Genomic DNA, 17182 nt, shown 5'->3' with positions numbered 1-17182 from the left:
ATCTTGAAAGATCGCGAGACAAGCTCGCTACTACAGAGGTTTAGAGGGGCCTTAAATCTTTTTCGTCGATGGCAACAAGATACCCAGCAACGCCGCACCGAGCACTGTCAACAGAAACGGTAGGAGCGAGCTTGCCTCGCGATCTTTTGATCTTGAAAGATCGCGAGACAAGCTCGCTACAACCTCGTGTGCACGCCAACCTATAGTCGTTGTCGAGCTTTGCGTGGCTAGGTCCGGCTGCGCAGCAGTCGTAAAACCATCCACCTCGGTGTTCCGGACGCGCAGGTCCTACGCGTGCCCGGTACTGCGTGGCACCACTGTCAACTCTGGGGCTTGCACCCGGCGCTGGCTCAAATAGCGCGTGCAACTGACTCGCAGGAACGAGGCGAAATTGACCACTTCACCGCGGTAATCCATCACTTCTTCATACAACTTGGCCACCAACTGGTTGGTGGTCAGGCCGTCTGCTTCTGCGATCTCGCTGAGGATGTCCCAGAACTGATTTTCCAGGCGCAAGGTGGTGACCACGCCGCAGATACGCAATGAGCGCGAGCGCGATTCATACAAGATCGGATCAGCTTTTACATAAAGCTCACACATGGTCACGCCCTCTGCTTACAAAGTGATCCGGGTACCCAGCAACGCAAGGAACGCCGCCAACCAAGTGGGATGCGCAGGCCACGCCGGCGCCGTGGCCAGGTTGCCCTGCACGTGTGCCTTGGTCACATCGATATCAATATAAGTCCCCCCCGCCAGGCGCACTTCAGGTGCACAGGCCGGGTAGGCGCTGCATTCACGGTCTTTGAGGGTGCCCGCTGCTGCCAGCAGTTGCGCGCCGTGGCAGACCGCGGCAATCGGTTTGCCCGCCTTGTCGAAATCACGCACCAGCTCCAGAACCTTTTCGTTCAAGCGAAGGTATTCCGGCGCACGACCACCCGGGATCACCAGCGCGTCATACGCGCTAGCCTTGACCTTGTCGAAATCAAAGTTAAGGGCAAACAGATGCCCGGGCTTTTCGCTGTAGGTCTGGTCGCCCTCGAAATCATGGATCGCAGTGCGAACAGTCTGGCCAGCGGTTTTACCAGGGCACACGGCATGCACCTGGTGTCCGACCATCAACAGCGCCTGAAACGGCACCATGACTTCGTAGTCTTCGACGTAATCGCCAGCCAGAATCAGAATTTTCTTTGCTGCCATGGTGCGTGCTCCTTATAGGTAAGACCTTGGGCCAATAAGAGTAGCCAAGGTAACCCCTAAGCGCCCACGTGGGTAATAGCCAACTACTACGTACCCGACCGAGCGCTTGCTGCACGCTTACTTCAACAAGCCATCGGCCTCAAGCAGGGTTTCGAGGCAGTGTTCCTGGATGTTGTAGAACGTCTTGAGTTCCTGAATTTTCACCAACAATTGCGCCGGGTCTTGCGGCTCGGCACGTTTGACCGCGAGGATCATTTTGTTTTTGTTGGTGTGTTCCAGCGAGATGAACTCAAACACCTTGGTTTCATAGCCGCAGGCTTCGAGGAACAACGCACGCAGGCTGTCGGTGACCATTTCGGCCTGCTGGCCCAGGTGCAAACCGTATTGCAGCATCGGCTTGAGCAATGCCGGGCTCTGGATCTGCTGGCGGATCTGCTTGTGGCAGCACGGCGAACACATGATGATCGCCGCCCCGGAACGAATCCCCATGTGAATCGCGTAGTCAGTGGCAATGTCACAGGCATGCAGTGCGATCATCACGTCAATCGGCGTCGGCGCAAAACTGCGCACATCACCGTGCTGGAAGCTCAGGCCAGGATGCTCCAGGCGTTGAGCAGCGTTGTTGCACAGCGTGACCATGTCTTCACGCAACTCAACCCCCGTCACCAGGCCCTCGGCCTGCAAGCTGTGGCGCAGGTAATCGTGGATGGCGAACGTCAGGTAACCCTTGCCCGAACCGAAGTCCACCACCTTGACCGGCTGATCGAGCTTGAGCGGCGAGCTGCTCAAGGCATGGGAAAACACCTCGATAAACTTGTTGATCTGCTTCCACTTGCGCGACATCGCCGGGATCAGCTCTTGCTGCTTGTTGGTGACGCCAAGGTCCGCCAAAAAAGGCCGTGTCAGGTCCAGAAAGCGATTTTTCTCACGGTTATGCTCAGCCGACGGCACTTCCCGCGCCTGCTGGCTTTTGCCTTTAAACAATGAGCTTTTGCCTTTTTTGCTGTACTCCAACTGCACTTCGTCGGTCAGCGTCAACAAATGCGCATTCTTGAAGGCCTCCGGCAACAACCCGGCAATCGTCGACACCGCCTCGTCCAGTGGGAAATTCTTGGTGATGTCGCGGGTCTTGTAGCGGTACACAAACGACAGGCAAGGCTGATCCTTGACCGTGACTTGCTTGATGATAATGCGCTGCAACTCTGCTTCCGGGCCCACATGTTTGGCCAGCACCAGCTTGATAAACGAGTTCTGCGCCAGGCCGGTTTCCAGCAGGTTCAAGAATTGCGCACGGTGATCCGGCGCAGAGGTGGCGGAGGTTGCAGTCACTGACATTGAAAATGGTGCCTCGAGGGACAGGAGGGGGGGAATCCTAAAGACCGCCATTTTAGGCGTGTTGACGTCCGGGGGCACGGGGTTATTTCGCAATACGCGCCGCCTATACCTATCTACCGCTGCTGAACCGCACCCATTGCGTCTAATCAACGCCTCGAACCTCACCGGATTACCTTCGGCGCAGGCGTCCTGTTTTTATTCCCTGACGCAATGGAGATTCATGAAAACACTCTCATCTACACCGGACTTCCTGGCTCGTTTCACCGCCATAGGCAATTTTCCCCAGGACCAGTTCCTGCCCCGTCCGACCTTTGAAGGCGCGGTCGCCGCAGCCTTCAAACAAGCCATGCTAGAAGCCTCGCCCGCACTTCAAGCCGATTTCACACAACTGCATATTGCCCAATGCGTGTCATTGACTGACCCTCAGCCGGCCCAGCAGGCGGATCAGATCGACACCTGGCAGTTAATCGTGCCCTCCAAGATGCTGATTCAAGGCTTTATCGATCAGCGCACGATCAACCTGTCAGCGGACAGGCACCGTCTGACCGTTGATCAGAAACCCGACAACCCCGCGCCCTTGAGTGTGCGCATGGACACCCTTGAGGGCGTGCTCAATGAGTGGGCGCCGCAGGTGATCGACGTCTTCGCCCAGGCATTGACCCACTTCTGGAGCACCCCATCAGCCCTGGGTGTCAGCCCTTGGCTGTGGTTGGTTCGCGTGCTCCAGGTGGGGCTGAGCGCTGCGTTCAATAACAGCAACCGCCAACCCGCACTGACCCAAGAACAGGCTGCCGGGCTCGGCGCCCTTGCAGCCTTTGCTGAAAAAAACGAGCGCTTGAGGCTCACCACTGAAACACCGCTGCATGCCTACCTGATCAACATCGAGACCACGCAGGCTCAAGGACCGCAATACATTCAATTCCCGGGCCTGGCACTGATTACACGCCGCATCGGCGAGCGTCTGATCGTCATGGCCTGGTCATTGACCGAAGGGATTGAGGCATTCGATTCGCTACAAGACTTTGCCCAATCACTGCCACGGCGCATACCGGGCCTGCCGGCGGACAGCCCGTTGGTCTGGAGCCTGTATGAGCCCGAAGGTCATTTTTTTCAGGCTTTGGCCCAAACCCTGCTGGACCAGACCCTGCGCACGCTGGTGACGCTGGGCCAGACCGCCCGGACAGAACGCTGGAGCGCCTCCCGGCTGGCGCAAGCGCTGGATAAAGAAGCGGCGATGTTTCAGTTTTTCAGCCCTGAAGAATCCCCAGGTTTTCAACAACTGGTCAGCAAAGTCCCGCCATGGTTGACCGCGGCCTCACCTGCCGACCTTCGCGACTACAGTCGGTTGATGGCCGCTCAAGTGGTGCAACAACACATGGCCTTGGGCAAAACCTTTCTCGATGACATCCCGCCGCTGCTGGATTTCGCGGTGCAAACCCTCAATGCCCGGATGCTGCAGGACCATCCGGACGAACACGTCGACGCAGCCAGGATCGAGATTCATGACATTGCCATCCAGAACCTGCAGATGGCCTGGCTGACAGAAGACGTCCTGTCGCTGGCCGAGTTTTCACTCACCTATGTAGGTGGTAAACCCGCCGCCTTTATCGGGGTCAAAGAACTCAGCGACCTGCCTTTGCCTACATGGCTGAACGCCAGTTACCTCAAGAACCTGCTAGAAAACATCGATATCGGAGCGCTGTACATCAACCTGCTCAAGGCCAAATTGGTGGATGACGTCGCGCAAGTGACCAGCCGTAAAGCGTTGTTTACGTTTCAGTTGAAGGCACAACTGCCGCTATTGGCCCTGGAGCATAAGATCCGCGGCACTGGCGGGTTCACCGAGGCAGGCTGGAAACTCGTCGCCCGCCTGATGGGCGCTACGTCCGTGCCGCTCAACAATGGCCAGGACTGCATCCGGCCACTGGCCTTCACCCTATATGAAGGCGCCGCAGTCAACCTCGTCGATAACATGTTCGTCTTGGGTCCCAGAGACCTGAGCAGCGGCCCTTTAGTGCTGTACCGTCCGTTTGCCACCGATTCGCTGCTCGAGTTTGCCGACCGCGAGGCGCTGATGACGGCCATCAAACAGCCCGGCGAACTCCAGGACCTGGTCTTGGCCTGGCTACCGGATTCGATGCGCAGTTATTACGCCGATGGCGGGTTTGAACGTCCTCATCTGGAAAGCGTGGTCAATGCCGGGCTTCTGGCATTGCTACCACGCAGCCCCGCGCAACTGGCCGATCTGATCATTAAGGGGGACGCGCTGGCGTATGTCTTTGATAGCCATGTTCAGGCCCTCATCACGCTCTCGGACAAACAGAGCGTTTCCGGTTCCGAGCGGCGCTGGCTGATGTTCAAGCGCTATGCCTGGATGCTGTTCAACGGCCTGACCTTTTTCGTCAACGGCCCGTTGCAAAAAGCCGCATGGATTTTCCAGACCCTGATCAGCATCGACGAGGCGCTGCAAGCCAGAATCGAAGGCGACCAGCAAGCCGCCAAAGAAAGTGTGATCAACCTGCTGCTCAATCTGGGGCAAGCGCTGCTCAACGAAGGGCTGAGCTTTCATGCCGAGCAAAATGCCCACTCGCGTCTTAAGGCACCGCACGACCTGCCCATGTTGGCCCCGCTGAAGTTGCCCGCCGAGCCAACGCCTGAGACGGCCCCGGCCAGCGAGACACCCCGCGCGTTGAGCCGTAAGGCAGGCCCCGATCCGGATGCCCTGGCCATCCGCAGCTATTCGACACTGGACTTTTCCTGGTTCAGCGCACAGTCCCGACCTTCTCCCAGCCAGCGCGCCGCCCTGGACACCTTCATCACCCCGCTGGATGTCAGCGGCGGGGCACGCATTGAAGTCGCCCCGCTAAAAGGCCTGATCAACTTTCAGGGGCACACCTACGCTGTCATTCTCGAAAAAACCTACCGCGTCAGCCGTCAGGATGATGGCGTAGTGATTCAGGACGCCATTAGACCTCTGCGCTTCGGGCCTTGGCTGATGAGCGATGAGGCCGGGCAGTGGGATTTCGACCTGCGCCTGAAACTGCGGGGCGGCGGGCCAAAAAAACGGATTGCCCAATTGCGCGAAGAAAAAAAACAGGCCTTGATGCAATTGGTCGCTGAAGAAGCACGGCTGATGACCGAAAAGCAGACCCGCGATCGCGTACTGACGCTCACTGAACACCTGCTGGCCACGCCAAGCGGGCGCGAAGCGACGTTCTTCGAGCGCTACGAAACAGAGTTCATCCAATGGCGCAGCAGTGCACGGGCGTTGATCAACGTCCTGGAAAAGATGAACGAATTGGTCCCCGTACCCGCTTTCGCCAACAAAATGCAGGCGCTGTGGGTCGAGCTGACTTTCAAACTCTTCAAGATGCAAAACTTCCTTGAAGAACAACGCAAGGACCTGCCGCTTACCACGTTCAGTGAGCAGTTCAAGATCCAGCTGGGCATTGCCATCAATCAATTGGAGACCGGTAACCAGCGGCCTTACCTGCAAATCATCGAACACCTGAAAAAAGCCGAAGTGCTCGAGCGCAAAGCGTTTGATATTGCACTGATGGAAGCGGAAGGTATCGAAGAAACCAGCAAGTTACCGTTGCCGCGCGATTCGCCGTTGGCAGACCTGTTCCAGAAAAAGGACAAGCATTTTTTCGACCGTCACTGGTCCGTCATTTATATGGAAACACTGCTGGAACTGGTGCTCAACCGCACGGCCAGCGACCTCACGGCCGAAGAGCTGCACGCCTTCAAGCAACTGGACACCGATGCCTTCGTCAACATGGGTTGGTCACAGTTGAGGTTGCGGCTGCAGCCGCAGATCACCGAAGAGCACATTGAGTTTTTCGAGTCAGCCATTGCGCTTTACCAGAGCTTGACGGCGACCTGTGAAAACCTGATCGCGCTCAACTCGGAGCATTTTCGCAACGAGTACCTCCCCTCATTGAAGGCTGTCGTCAAACCATTGCAGGCGTTTGCCGAGCTGCAGCTTTCAAAGGTGATATGGGAGTCTGAAAGCTCAAGTTCCGAGTCTGATGAGCCGCAGCCCGGCCCCAGTTGGAAAGCGGCCCTGCCCCAGACCAAGGCCAAAGCCGGCACCTCTCGACAAAAGGTCTTCAAAACCACCGGCAAGCAAGTATTGGTGGGCGTGGTACGTGAGCCCAGCCCCGACAACCCGACTGAAATTGTCGACGTCGTCGATGCATTCAGCCAACTTACCGTCAGTTCATACCGGCGAGCGACGGGCGACGAATGGGAGCCGATCGAAAACGTCAGGCCGGCCAATCCCGCACCGGTCTCTCATGCCAAATCCCTGGTCAGGCTGGAGACCGACGCGGCCAAATTGCTCGACCGGGTCGAGACCAGCATTCAACAGGCACGCGCGTTTGCCAAGACGTCGAAAATCCCGGTGGAAATAGAGGAAATACTCGAATTCAAAAGCCAGTCCCTGGATGAGGTCGCCGAGCAAATGCAGCGCCTGCTTTTGGCACAGGGGCCAGATGTAGAACCTCTGTCGCGCAGTCGAATCAGCGCAGCCAACGGACTGATTGCCCAGTTAGAGCTCAACTCGGTGCGGTTGCGCACTGAGGGTAAACGGCTGCGTATCAGCCTGATTACCGACTTGCCACCCACGGCAGCGCATATCGACTACCTCAAGGCGCAAGACCAGGTGGAGATTGTGCGGTTGGGCAGGCGCCGCCCACTCAGCGGGCCGCGTAAAGATTACATGCAGGAATATGAGATCCGCAGTCGCGATGGAAAGGCCTTGTGGTACGCGCACTTTCATTACGACTCAACCGATGCGCCGCTCACTTCTTTTACGGCCGCGCATTTGAAGACCGAGGAACAACGCTTTCTGAGTGCCCAGGCGTTGTATGCGCAGGCGGGGTCAACGACTGATGTGATTCAAATTTACCGCAGCAAGATCACCCTGGCGCTTGCGGAAAAACTGTTTCTGGCGGTCCAGTAAACGTGATGAAAGCGCCGTACTGGCGCCTTCATAATTGTTACGGCGACACCCACATGGACAGTCAGGCTCATTTACCCTGTTGTTTAAACGTGAGATAAGGCGATGTTAAGTTGTCATCCACAATCTTCACATAAATAGTGCCTTGCCCTTCCTGCCCAGGAAGAGAAATATCACTGGCGACAACGCAAGTGGCCTTCCCCTGATCGTCTGTAAGGCTGCTTGAAGAGGTGATTGAAATTGATCCGTTACTCGTCCAGGTTACCGGCGTTTTACCCTGTGGTTCGCCCGTTGGACTATATGCCTGAAGCGTGCATTGTATGGTTTGATCGTGCTCGACTGTTTCGGCCGACACTGTCAAATAGGAGGTTTTGACAACGGCTTCGAGAACAACGTTATCAATCGTCACTGCACGCGCTTCAGTAATAAAAAGTAAATCTACCTTGGTAACACCCGTCACAAGATGATCGACACTGTTGGCGAACGTCTCACCTTCAGAAACAGTTTCCAGGTTATCGATGTTTTTCCCATTGACCGAAACATAACCGTCGTTGTTTCCTTTACGCCGGACTCTATACGAAAATGTCAGTTTGTAATTTTCGCTCGCTGACAGCCCTGTCACTGTTTGCACCGCACTGTTTAGCCCGCCAGCCGAAAGAAGTAACAGCCCACCCTCTACCCGAACAGTGCCGCCGGTATTTGAAGCCCACCCACTATTACCCTCAGAAAAGTCACCGTTGGTAATAAGGTTAACGGCAGTGCGTTTACTTACTTTTGGCTTGCTCATTTACTTGCGCCCCGCATGTTTTTAGAGTGACAGCGAGCGTTCAATCTAGCAGCCGCCTCGGATGCTAACTACTGTCACAAATAACAGTTCCGAGCGAATTAAATGGCCGTTGGTCGCCTGCCATTGTTACCAGCACCTGCAAACAAAACGGTAAGTGCCACCCTCCTTTTAAACATCGCCGCCATTAATATTGGTTTACGGCGGTGTTCTGATTGACCGGTGCTATGGCTTACAACTCACTACAGCACCACTAACCGATTCGGCAATTGATTACGTGTGCCAGTTTTGGGGACGTGTTTCTCGAGCAGTTCAGCACTGGCGTCGATACAGGCGATAAAGCCTTCTGCGGTGTGCCCCAGTGCCACGCGGCGCACGAAGTCGCTGACGATGCTGCCCCAATCGCTGTTGTCCAGGCGCTGAGAGATGCCTTCGTCAACGATGATCTCGACATAGCGCTCAGCTTCACTGACAAAAATCAGCACCCCGGTGCGGTCTTGGGTGTGGTGCAATTTTTGTTCGAGAAACTGACGTCGCGCCAGGTTACTGGCCCGCCAATGGCGCACCCGGGCCGGGATCAGAAAGGTGGTCAGCACCGGGATGCGGAAGATCAGACTAAGAAATACAAAAGTGGCCCATTGCAGCATGAGCAATGTGTAGATCGTCATGTCGCTGTTTATAAAGTGCACCAGCGCCGGTACCACCAGGGCGATCAAGCTGGCCCAAAGTAAAGGGATGTAGCTGTAATCGTCGGCGCGCGGCGCCAGGACCGTGACGATTTCGGCGTCGGTACGCTGTTCAGCGCGGGTCACGGCCTCTTCAACCTGCCGTTTTTGCTCTTGCGTGAGTAAAGCCATAAGTGTCGATGCCCGTTTAAAAATGAATTACCAGCCGCCCGAAGCGCCGCCGCCACCAAAACTGCCGCCGCCTCCGCGAAAACCACCGCCGCCACCGCCACGTCCAAAACCACCGCCGCCAAAACCACCGGAACGTGAGCCACCGCCGCCGCCCGAGTTGCAAAAACCGTAGAACTGGCAGGCCGCGACCACCACCACGAACAGTACAAACAACAGCAGCACTACGCCGGGGTGTTCGGCCATGAAGTCATCGCCCTCGCCCTGCCCGCTGGTGTAAGCCGGTTCGGCCAGCGGCGTACCGCCCAGCACCTGCAGCATGGCGGCAGTGCCGTCGCTGATGCCCTGGCTGAAATGGCCGGCTTTAAACGCCGGGGTGATGATCTGGTTGATGATGACCGAGGCTTGCGCGTCCGTCAGACGGTCTTCCAGGCCGTAGCCGACTTCGATCCGCAGTTTACGGTCATCACGGGCGACGATCAGCAACGCACCGTTGTTTTCATCCTTTTTGCCAATGCCCCAGGCGCGGCCCAGTTGGTAACCGTAGTCTTCAATAGGCACGCCTTGCAGGTCCGGCACGGTGACCACCACCACTTGTTCGCCGGTGGCTTTTTCGTGGGCTTGCAGGGTTTGAGTGAGTTGTTGGCGGGTGGCGGAATCGAGCATCTGCCCCTCGTCTACCACTCGCCCACTGAGTGTAGGAAAGGTCAGCGCCTGTGCTGTGGCTATTAATAGACACAACAGCAGGCCAACGGCCAGCTTGGATACGCGCATCAGTACCTCGTGTGTTTATTGATACGGTAGGAGCGAGCTTGCCTCGCGATCTTTTGATCTTTAAAAGCAAAAGATCGCGAGGCAAGCTCGCTCCAACAGTAGGTAACAAACCGTTAGAACTTCACCTCAGGGGCTGTATCGGCGCCCGGAGTAGTGGCCTCGAAGGTCGCACGCACCGGCAAGTCGCTGTACATCACCGCGTGCCACAGGCGACCGGGGAAGGTGCGAATTTCGGTGTTGTAGCGTTCAACCGCGAGAATAAAGTCGCGACGGGCCACGCTGATGCGGTTTTCGGTGCCTTCCAGTTGCGACTGCAACGACAGAAAGTTCTGGTTGGACTTAAGGTCCGGATACCGCTCAGACACCACCATCAAACGGCTCAAGGCGCCGGTCAGCTGGTTTTGCGCGTCTTGAAACTGCTTGAGCTTTTCCGGGTTGTCCAGGGTGCTGGCATCCACTTGAATCGAGGTCGCCTTGGCCCGCGCTTCGATGACCGCTGTCAGGGTCGCCTGCTCTTGCTTGGCCGCGCCCTTGACCGTTTCTACCAGGTTGGGGATCAAGTCCGCACGCCGCTGGTACTGGTTCTGCACTTGCGACCATGCCGCCTTGACCTGCTCATCGAGTGTCGGGATGGTATTGATCCCGCAACCGGCCAGCACACTGCTGAGGGCCAGCAGTGCGACGACTTTCCAACCCACCCATCTTGCATTCTGTAAGTGCATGCGTCTTTGACTCCCTGTTAATTCCATTGCGTTGATTGGCTCGCCGTCAGGATGAAACCTCTGCATCGCCATCGAATATCACCCGGCACCACTGGATTGCACCCGGCGAATCAGCTAAAAGACTGCATCCTGCGCAGGAATACTCACTTTAACGATAGGATATTTCCTTAAGTTAAGTAGTTCATGCGCATTTCCCCGAATAACATCGCTTCGAAAGCGCGGGCCTCCCTTCGCTTTAACCAAGCGGCCGCGTAGAAGAATCTCATGAGAAAGATGTGTGTGCTGGGCATCGCAATCGGCCTGGTCAGTCAGTCGGTGTGGGCCCAAGCCCCGGCCACTCCACTCCCGCCCAAAGACGTGTTTGTCGCTGATCTGATGAAGCAGATGACCGAAGCCGAAAAAATCGGCCAGTTGCGCCTCATCAGCATCGCTACGGATATGCCGCGAGAATTGATTCGCAAGGAAATCGCCGCCGGGCACATCGGCGGTACCTTCAACTCGGTGACCCGTGACGAAAACCGGCCCATGCAAGACGCCGCCATGCGCAGCCGCCTGAAGATCCCGATGTTTTTTGCGTACGACGTCATCCACGGCCATCGCACTATTTTCCCGATCAGCCTGGGCCTGGCGGCCAGCTGGGACATGGACGCCATCGCCCTGAGCGGGCGTGTTTCAGCCCAGGAAGCCAGCGCCGACGGCATCGACATGACCTTTGCGCCGATGGTCGACATTGCCCGCGACCCGCGCTGGGGCCGGACCTCGGAAGGGTTTGGCGAAGACACCTATCTGGTGTCGCGCATCGCCAGCGTCATGGTCAAAGCCTACCAGGGCGTCTCCCCGGCCCTGCCCGGCAACATCATGGCCAGCGTCAAGCACTTCGCCCTGTATGGCGCTGTGGAAGGTGGACGAGACTACAACATCGTCGACATGAGTCCGACCCGCATGTTCCAGGATTACCTGCCGCCCTACCATGCCGCAATCAAGGCTGGGGCTGGCGGCGTGATGGTTGCCCTGAACTCGATCAACGGCGTCCCGGCCACCGCCAACACCTGGCTGATGCAAGACCTGCTGCGCAAGGACTGGGGCTTTAAAGGCGTGGCGATCAGCGACCATGGCGCGATTCTGGAACTGATCAAGCACGGCGTTGCCAAGGACAGCCGCGAGGCCGCCAAGCTGGCGATCAAGGCCGGTATCGACATGAGCATGAACGACAAAGCCTATGGCGAAGAGTTACCGGGCCTGCTGAAGTCGGGCGAAGTGCCGCAGAGCGATCTGGACAATGCTGTGCGTGAAGTGCTCGGCGCCAAATACGATATGGGTCTGTTCGCCGATCCTTATCTGCGCATTGGTAAAGCCGAGGATGACCCGGCCGACACCAACGCCGAAAGCCGCCTGCATCGCCAGGAAGCCCGCGACGTGGCGCGCAAGAGCCTGGTGTTGCTGAAAAATCAGAACCAGATCCTGCCGCTTGGAAAGCAGACACGTATTGCTCTGGTCGGCCCATTGGCCAACTCCAAGGTCGACATGCTGGGCAGTTGGTCCGGTGCCGGGGTGCCAGCGCAATCAGTGACCGTGTATGAAGGCCTGCAAAAGGCCCTCGGCCCGCAAGGTTCGGTTACCTATGCCCGTGGCGCCAATATCACGGGCGATCAAAAAATTGCCGACTACCTGAACCAGATCAATACCGGTGACGTCGACGTGATCAACGACCCGCGCTCGCCTCAAGAGATGATTGACGAAGCGCTCAAGGTCGCCGCGCAATCGGACGTAGTGGTGGCCGTGGTGGGTGAGTCGCGCGGGATGTCGCATGAGTCATCGAGTCGCACCTCACTGGATATTCCAGAGAGCCAGCGCGCGCTGATTACCGCGCTCAAAACCACCGGCAAGCCCTTGGTGCTGGTGCTGATGAACGGCCGCCCGCTGTCGATCGAGCAGGAACAAGCGCATGCCGATGCCGTGCTGGAAACCTGGTTCAGCGGTACCGAGGGCGGCAACGCGATTGCGGACGTGCTGCTGGGTGACTACAACCCGTCCGGCAAGCTGCCGATCACCTTCCCACGCTCGGTAGGTCAGATTCCCAGCTACTACAGCCACCTGAGCATTGGCCGCCCCTTCACGCCGGGCAAGCCGGGTAATTACACCTCGCAGTATTTCGATGCCGAAAACTCGCCGCTGTACCCGTTCGGCTATGGCTTGAGCTACACCGACTTCAGCGTCTCGCCGGTAAGCCTCTCGGCCAAGACCTTGAAACCGGGCGACACGCTCACTGCCAGCGTCACGGTCAAGAACACCGGCAAGCGTGATGGCGAAACCGTGGTGCAGCTGTACCTGCGCGACGTCACGGCTTCCATGAGTCGCCCGGTCAAGGAGTTGAAGAACTTCCAGAAAATCATGCTCAAGGCGGGCGAGCAGAAAGTCGTGCAGTTCAAGATCAACGAAGATGACTTGAAGTTCTACAACGCGCAGTTGAAGTACGCCGCCGAGCCGGGCGAATTCGACGTGCAAATCGGCCTCGACTCGCAAAACGTGCAACAAAACAGCTTCGAACTGCTGTAACTCCGCGCGGTTGCCGGAAAGGTCTGCCACGACCTTTTCGGCCCCTCTTCCAAGCAATTTCCACTTGACCTTTATGATCTTTGCATCCGCCTGAAAATGCGTTCGGAGAGGGCGATTTTTTGTGGTAGGGTTCGCGCCCTCAAAATTCTGACGGTACGATTTGATCCTGCAAAATTCGGTGACAAGCGGTGCAATCCAGCGTCTATGCGGCCTACGTCGTTTATCAACCCTTCATACACACTTTACGCACAGACTTATCCACAGGTCGTGCATTGCACGCTGTCATTAAAACGCATATCTTGTATCAATTCCGCCAAAAAGCCCTACATATAGGGTTTGAGGCCAAAAACCCAACACAACTCAGACGAGAATTTCAAGCCCTTTTCTCGCGCCCGTTGGGTTAAACAAAACGCAGTTTTCAAAGTCCAAACCGCTCATGCGGATGGCAGCAGTTTTCCAGCACCACAGCAGGAAAGCGGCCCGGGTGTTGCAGTAAAAATACTGTCACCCTCGAGGAATACGGTTTGAGGCTGCACGCGCAGACCAAGACTTCGGCACGGAAGCGGCTTAACCCCCCTTTCTGTACGTCCCGAAGTTGTTATGCCCGGTTCATGATCGGTTGTAGTGCTTCAGGACGGAACGGTGGGCGCCCAAAAAGCGCCCAAATAAACATAGAGAATGTGGAGACACCCCCCCATGCAAACCGACACAGCTCGCGAGAACTCGCAGGGTTCCGATTCAAATCTGGATCTGTCTGCGACCGCGCCAGGCCAATTGCGCGTGATCAAACGTAACGGAACCGTGGTTCCTTACACCGACGACAAGATCACTGTCGCCATCACCAAAGCGTTTCTCGCAGTTGAAGGTGGCAATGCAGCTGCCTCGTCACGCATCCACGACACCGTTGCGCGCCTGACCGAGCAAGTCACTGCGACCTTCAAGCGCCGCATGCCATCGGGTGGCACCATCCACATCGAAGAAATCCAGGACCAGGTTGAACTGGCACTGATGCGCGCCGGCGAGCAAAAAGTGGCGCGTGACTACGTGATCTACCGCGACTCACGTGCCAAGGAACGCGCTACCCGCGCTCCGGCCGAGAGCACTGTGGTCGCGCACCCGACCATCCGCATCACCCGCGCCGACGGTACCTTCGCACCGCTGGACATGGCCCGCCTCAACACCATCGTCACCGAAGCCTGTGAAGGCCTGGAAGAAGTCGACGGCGAGCTGATCCAGCGCGAAACCCTGAAAAACCTGTACGACGGCGTGGCCCTGAGCGACGTAAACACCGCCCTGGTGATGACCGCCCGTACCCTGGTTGAGCGTGAGCCCAACTACTCGTTCGTGACCGCCCGCCTGCTGATGGACACCCTGCGCGGTGAAGGCCTGGGCTTCCTGAACGTTGCCGAAAGCGCGACCCACCACGAAATGGCCGACCTGTACGCAAAGGCGCTGCCGGCTTACATCGCCAAGGGTATCGAGTTCGACCTGCTGGACCCGGCTTTGGCCAACTTTGACCTGGAAAAACTGGGCAAGGCGATCAACCACGAGCGTGACCAGCAGTTCACCTACCTGGGCCTGCAGACCCTGTACGACCGCTACTTCATCCACAAGGACGGCGTACGCTTCGAACTGCCGCAGATCTTCTTCATGCGCGTGGCCATGGGCCTGGCGATCGAAGAAAAGCAAAAAGAAGACCGCGCCATCGAGTTCTACAACTTGCTGTCGTCCTTCGACTACATGTCGTCGACCCCGACCCTGTTCAACGCCGGTACTCAGCGTCCACAGCTGTCCAGCTGCTACCTGACCACCGTGCCGGACGACCTGTCGGGTATCTACCACGCGATCCACGACAACGCCATGCTGTCCAAATTCGCCGGTGGCCTGGGCAACGACTGGACCCCTGTGCGCGCATTGGGTTCGTGGATCAAAGGCACCAACGGCAAATCCCAGGGCGTGGTCCCGTTCCTCAAGGTTGTGAACGACACCGCCGTAGCCGTTAACCAGGGTGGCAAGCGCAAAGGCGCTGTGTGTGCTTACCTGGAAACCTGGCACATGGACATTGAAGAGTTCATCGAGCTGCGTAAAAACACCGGTGACGATCGTCGTCGTACCCACGACATGAACACCGCCAACTGGATCCCTGACCTGTTCATGAAGCGTGTCTTCGATGACGGCAAGTGGACCTTGTTCTCGCCGTCCGAAGTCCCGGACCTGCACGACCTGACCGGCAAGGCCTTCGAAGAGCGCTACGAGTACTACGAAGCCCTGACCGAGTACCCAGGCAAGGTCAAGCTGTTCAAGACCATCCAGGCCAAAGACCTGTGGCGCAAAATGCTGTCCATGCTGTTTGAAACCGGCCACCCATGGCTGACCTTCAAAGACCCGTGCAACCTGCGTAGCCCGCAGCAACACGTGGGCGTGGTTCACAGCTCCAACCTGTGCACCGAGATCACCTTGAACACCAACAAGGACGAGATCGCGGTCTGCAACCTGGGTTCGATCAACCTGCCTAACCACATCGTGGACGGCAAGCTGGACACCGCCAAGCTCAAGCGCACCATCGACGTGGCCGTGCGCATGCTCGACAACGTGATCGACATCAACTACTACTCGGTGCCGCAAGCGCGCAACTCGAACTTCAAGCACCGTCCAGTGGGCCTGGGGATCATGGGCTTCCAGGACGCGCTGTACCTGCAGCACATCCCTTATGCCTCGCAAGCAGCCGTTGAGTTTGCCGACAAATCGATGGAAGCAGTCAGCTACTACGCGATCCAGGCATCCTGCGACCTGGCCGACGAGCGTGGCGCTTACGAGACGTTCCAGGGTTCGCTGTGGTCCAAAGGCATCCTGCCGCTGGATTCGCAACAGATCCTGATCGAACAGCGTGGCCAGCAGTACATCGACGTTGACCTGAACGAATCCCTGGACTGGGCACCGGTTCGTGCCCGTGTACAAAAAGGCATTCGTAACTCCAACATCATGGCCATCGCACCGACCGCGACCATCGCCAACATCACCGGCGTATCGCAGTCGATCGAACCGACCTATCAAAACCTGTACGTGAAATCCAACCTGTCGGGCGAATTCACCGTGATCAACCCGTACCTGGTTCGCGACCTGAAAGCTCGCGGTCTGTGGGACTCGGTCATGATCAACGACCTGAAGTACTACGACGGTTCCGTGCAACAGATCGAACGTATCCCGCAAGAGCTCAAAGAGCTGTATGCCACTGCGTTTGAAGTTGACACCAAGTGGATCGTTGACGCGGCCAGCCGTCGTCAGAAGTGGATCGACCAGGCCCAGTCGCTGAACCTGTACATCGCCGGCGCTTCGGGCAAGAAACTGGACGTTACCTACCGCATGGCCTGGTACCGTGGTCTGAAAACCACCTACTACCTCCGTGCCCTGGCAGCGACCAGCACCGAGAAGTCCACCGTCAACACAGGCAAGCTCAACGCAGTATCGAGCGGTAAAAACAGTGAAGACGTAGCAGCAGCGCCAGCTGGCCCGGCCCCCGTGCCAAAAGCCTGCGCGATTGACGAGCCGGATTGCGAAGCTTGCCAATAACCTGAGTGGCCAGGCGGCTTGACCGCCTGACTAAAAACCCCCGTTAAACCCTGGATACAGTTGGGTTTGGCGGGGGTTTTGTTTTTCCAAACACGCAGCGCACACCCACCTGTAGTCGTTGACGAGCCTTGTGAGGCTACGTCCGGCTACGCAGCAGTCGTAAAATCAATCGCCTCGGTACTGCGCCGAGATCAAGAGATCGCGAGGCAAGCTCGCTCCTACAGGTCATCCGACACACACAAACCCTGTAGTCGTTGACGAGCCTTGTGAGGCTACGTCCGGCTGCGCAGCAGTCGTAAAATCATTCGCCTCGGTACTGCGCCAAGATCAAAAGATCGCGAGGCAAGCTCGCTCCTACAGGTCATCCGACACACACAAACCCTTTAGTCGTTGACGAGCCTTGTGAGGCTACGTCCGGCTGCGCAGC

10 protein-coding genes are annotated in these 17182 nt (G+C 57.3%); 3 read left to right on the top strand and 7 right to left on the bottom strand.

Annotated features, from left to right (window positions below):
• Positions 1 to 288: 288 nt before the first annotated feature.
• From NTD86_RS19395 to NTD86_RS19385, 3 genes are all read right to left on the bottom strand, one after another.
• Positions 289 to 600, bottom strand: a complete 312-nt coding sequence (locus tag NTD86_RS19395; protein WP_262204576.1) for a ribbon-helix-helix domain-containing protein — start codon at positions 598 to 600, stop codon at positions 289 to 291.
• A 15-nt stretch (positions 601 to 615) separates the two neighbouring features.
• Entirely contained in the window at positions 616 to 1197 is a 582-nt protein-coding gene (locus NTD86_RS19390) for a DJ-1/PfpI family protein (RefSeq protein ID WP_262204574.1), read from the bottom strand.
• A gap of 117 nt (positions 1198 to 1314) precedes the next feature.
• A complete protein-coding gene (locus tag NTD86_RS19385) occupies positions 1315 to 2532 on the bottom strand; it encodes a class I SAM-dependent methyltransferase (protein WP_262204572.1) in 1218 nt (405 codons plus the stop codon).
• A gap of 220 nt (positions 2533 to 2752) precedes the next feature.
• Here NTD86_RS19385 and NTD86_RS19380 point away from each other — a divergent pair, with 220 nt between their 5' ends.
• Entirely contained in the window at positions 2753 to 7498 is a 4746-nt protein-coding gene (locus NTD86_RS19380) for a dermonecrotic toxin domain-containing protein (RefSeq protein ID WP_262204571.1), read from the top strand.
• A 67-nt stretch (positions 7499 to 7565) separates the two neighbouring features.
• Here the strand turns inward: NTD86_RS19380 and NTD86_RS19375 are convergent, their stop codons facing one another.
• The 4 genes from NTD86_RS19375 to NTD86_RS19360 form a co-directional block, all read right to left on the bottom strand.
• A complete protein-coding gene (locus tag NTD86_RS19375; RefSeq protein WP_262204569.1) occupies positions 7566 to 8282 on the bottom strand; it encodes a hypothetical protein in 717 nt (238 codons plus the stop codon).
• A 239-nt stretch (positions 8283 to 8521) separates the two neighbouring features.
• Entirely contained in the window at positions 8522 to 9136 is a 615-nt protein-coding gene (locus NTD86_RS19370) for a TPM domain-containing protein (protein ID WP_262204567.1), read from the bottom strand.
• 27 nt (positions 9137 to 9163) lie between these two features.
• Positions 9164 to 9907 (bottom strand): TPM domain-containing protein, encoded by a 744-nt coding sequence (locus tag NTD86_RS19365; RefSeq protein WP_262204566.1) that lies wholly within the window; start codon positions 9905 to 9907, stop codon positions 9164 to 9166.
• A 113-nt stretch (positions 9908 to 10020) separates the two neighbouring features.
• Positions 10021 to 10629: a LemA family protein gene (locus tag NTD86_RS19360; RefSeq protein ID WP_262204565.1), complete on the bottom strand. Its 609-nt coding sequence runs from the start codon at positions 10627 to 10629 to the stop codon at positions 10021 to 10023.
• A gap of 264 nt (positions 10630 to 10893) precedes the next feature.
• On the opposite strand from NTD86_RS19360, the gene bglX reads away from it, so the two are divergent.
• Positions 10894 to 13185, top strand: coding sequence for a beta-glucosidase BglX (gene bglX / locus NTD86_RS19355; protein ID WP_262204563.1), 2292 nt, complete (start codon positions 10894 to 10896; stop codon positions 13183 to 13185).
• Positions 13186 to 13881: 696 nt separating this feature from the next.
• Entirely contained in the window at positions 13882 to 16755 is a 2874-nt protein-coding gene (locus NTD86_RS19350; protein ID WP_262204562.1) for a ribonucleoside-diphosphate reductase subunit alpha, read from the top strand.
• Positions 16756 to 17182: the final 427 nt, after the last annotated feature.

The organism is Pseudomonas sp. 7P_10.2_Bac1 (assembly GCF_025465935.1).
Lineage (GTDB): Bacteria > Pseudomonadota > Gammaproteobacteria > Pseudomonadales > Pseudomonadaceae > Aquipseudomonas.
Note: the sequence above shows the minus strand (reverse complement) of the source record. Positions and strands in the feature narration are given on the sequence as shown.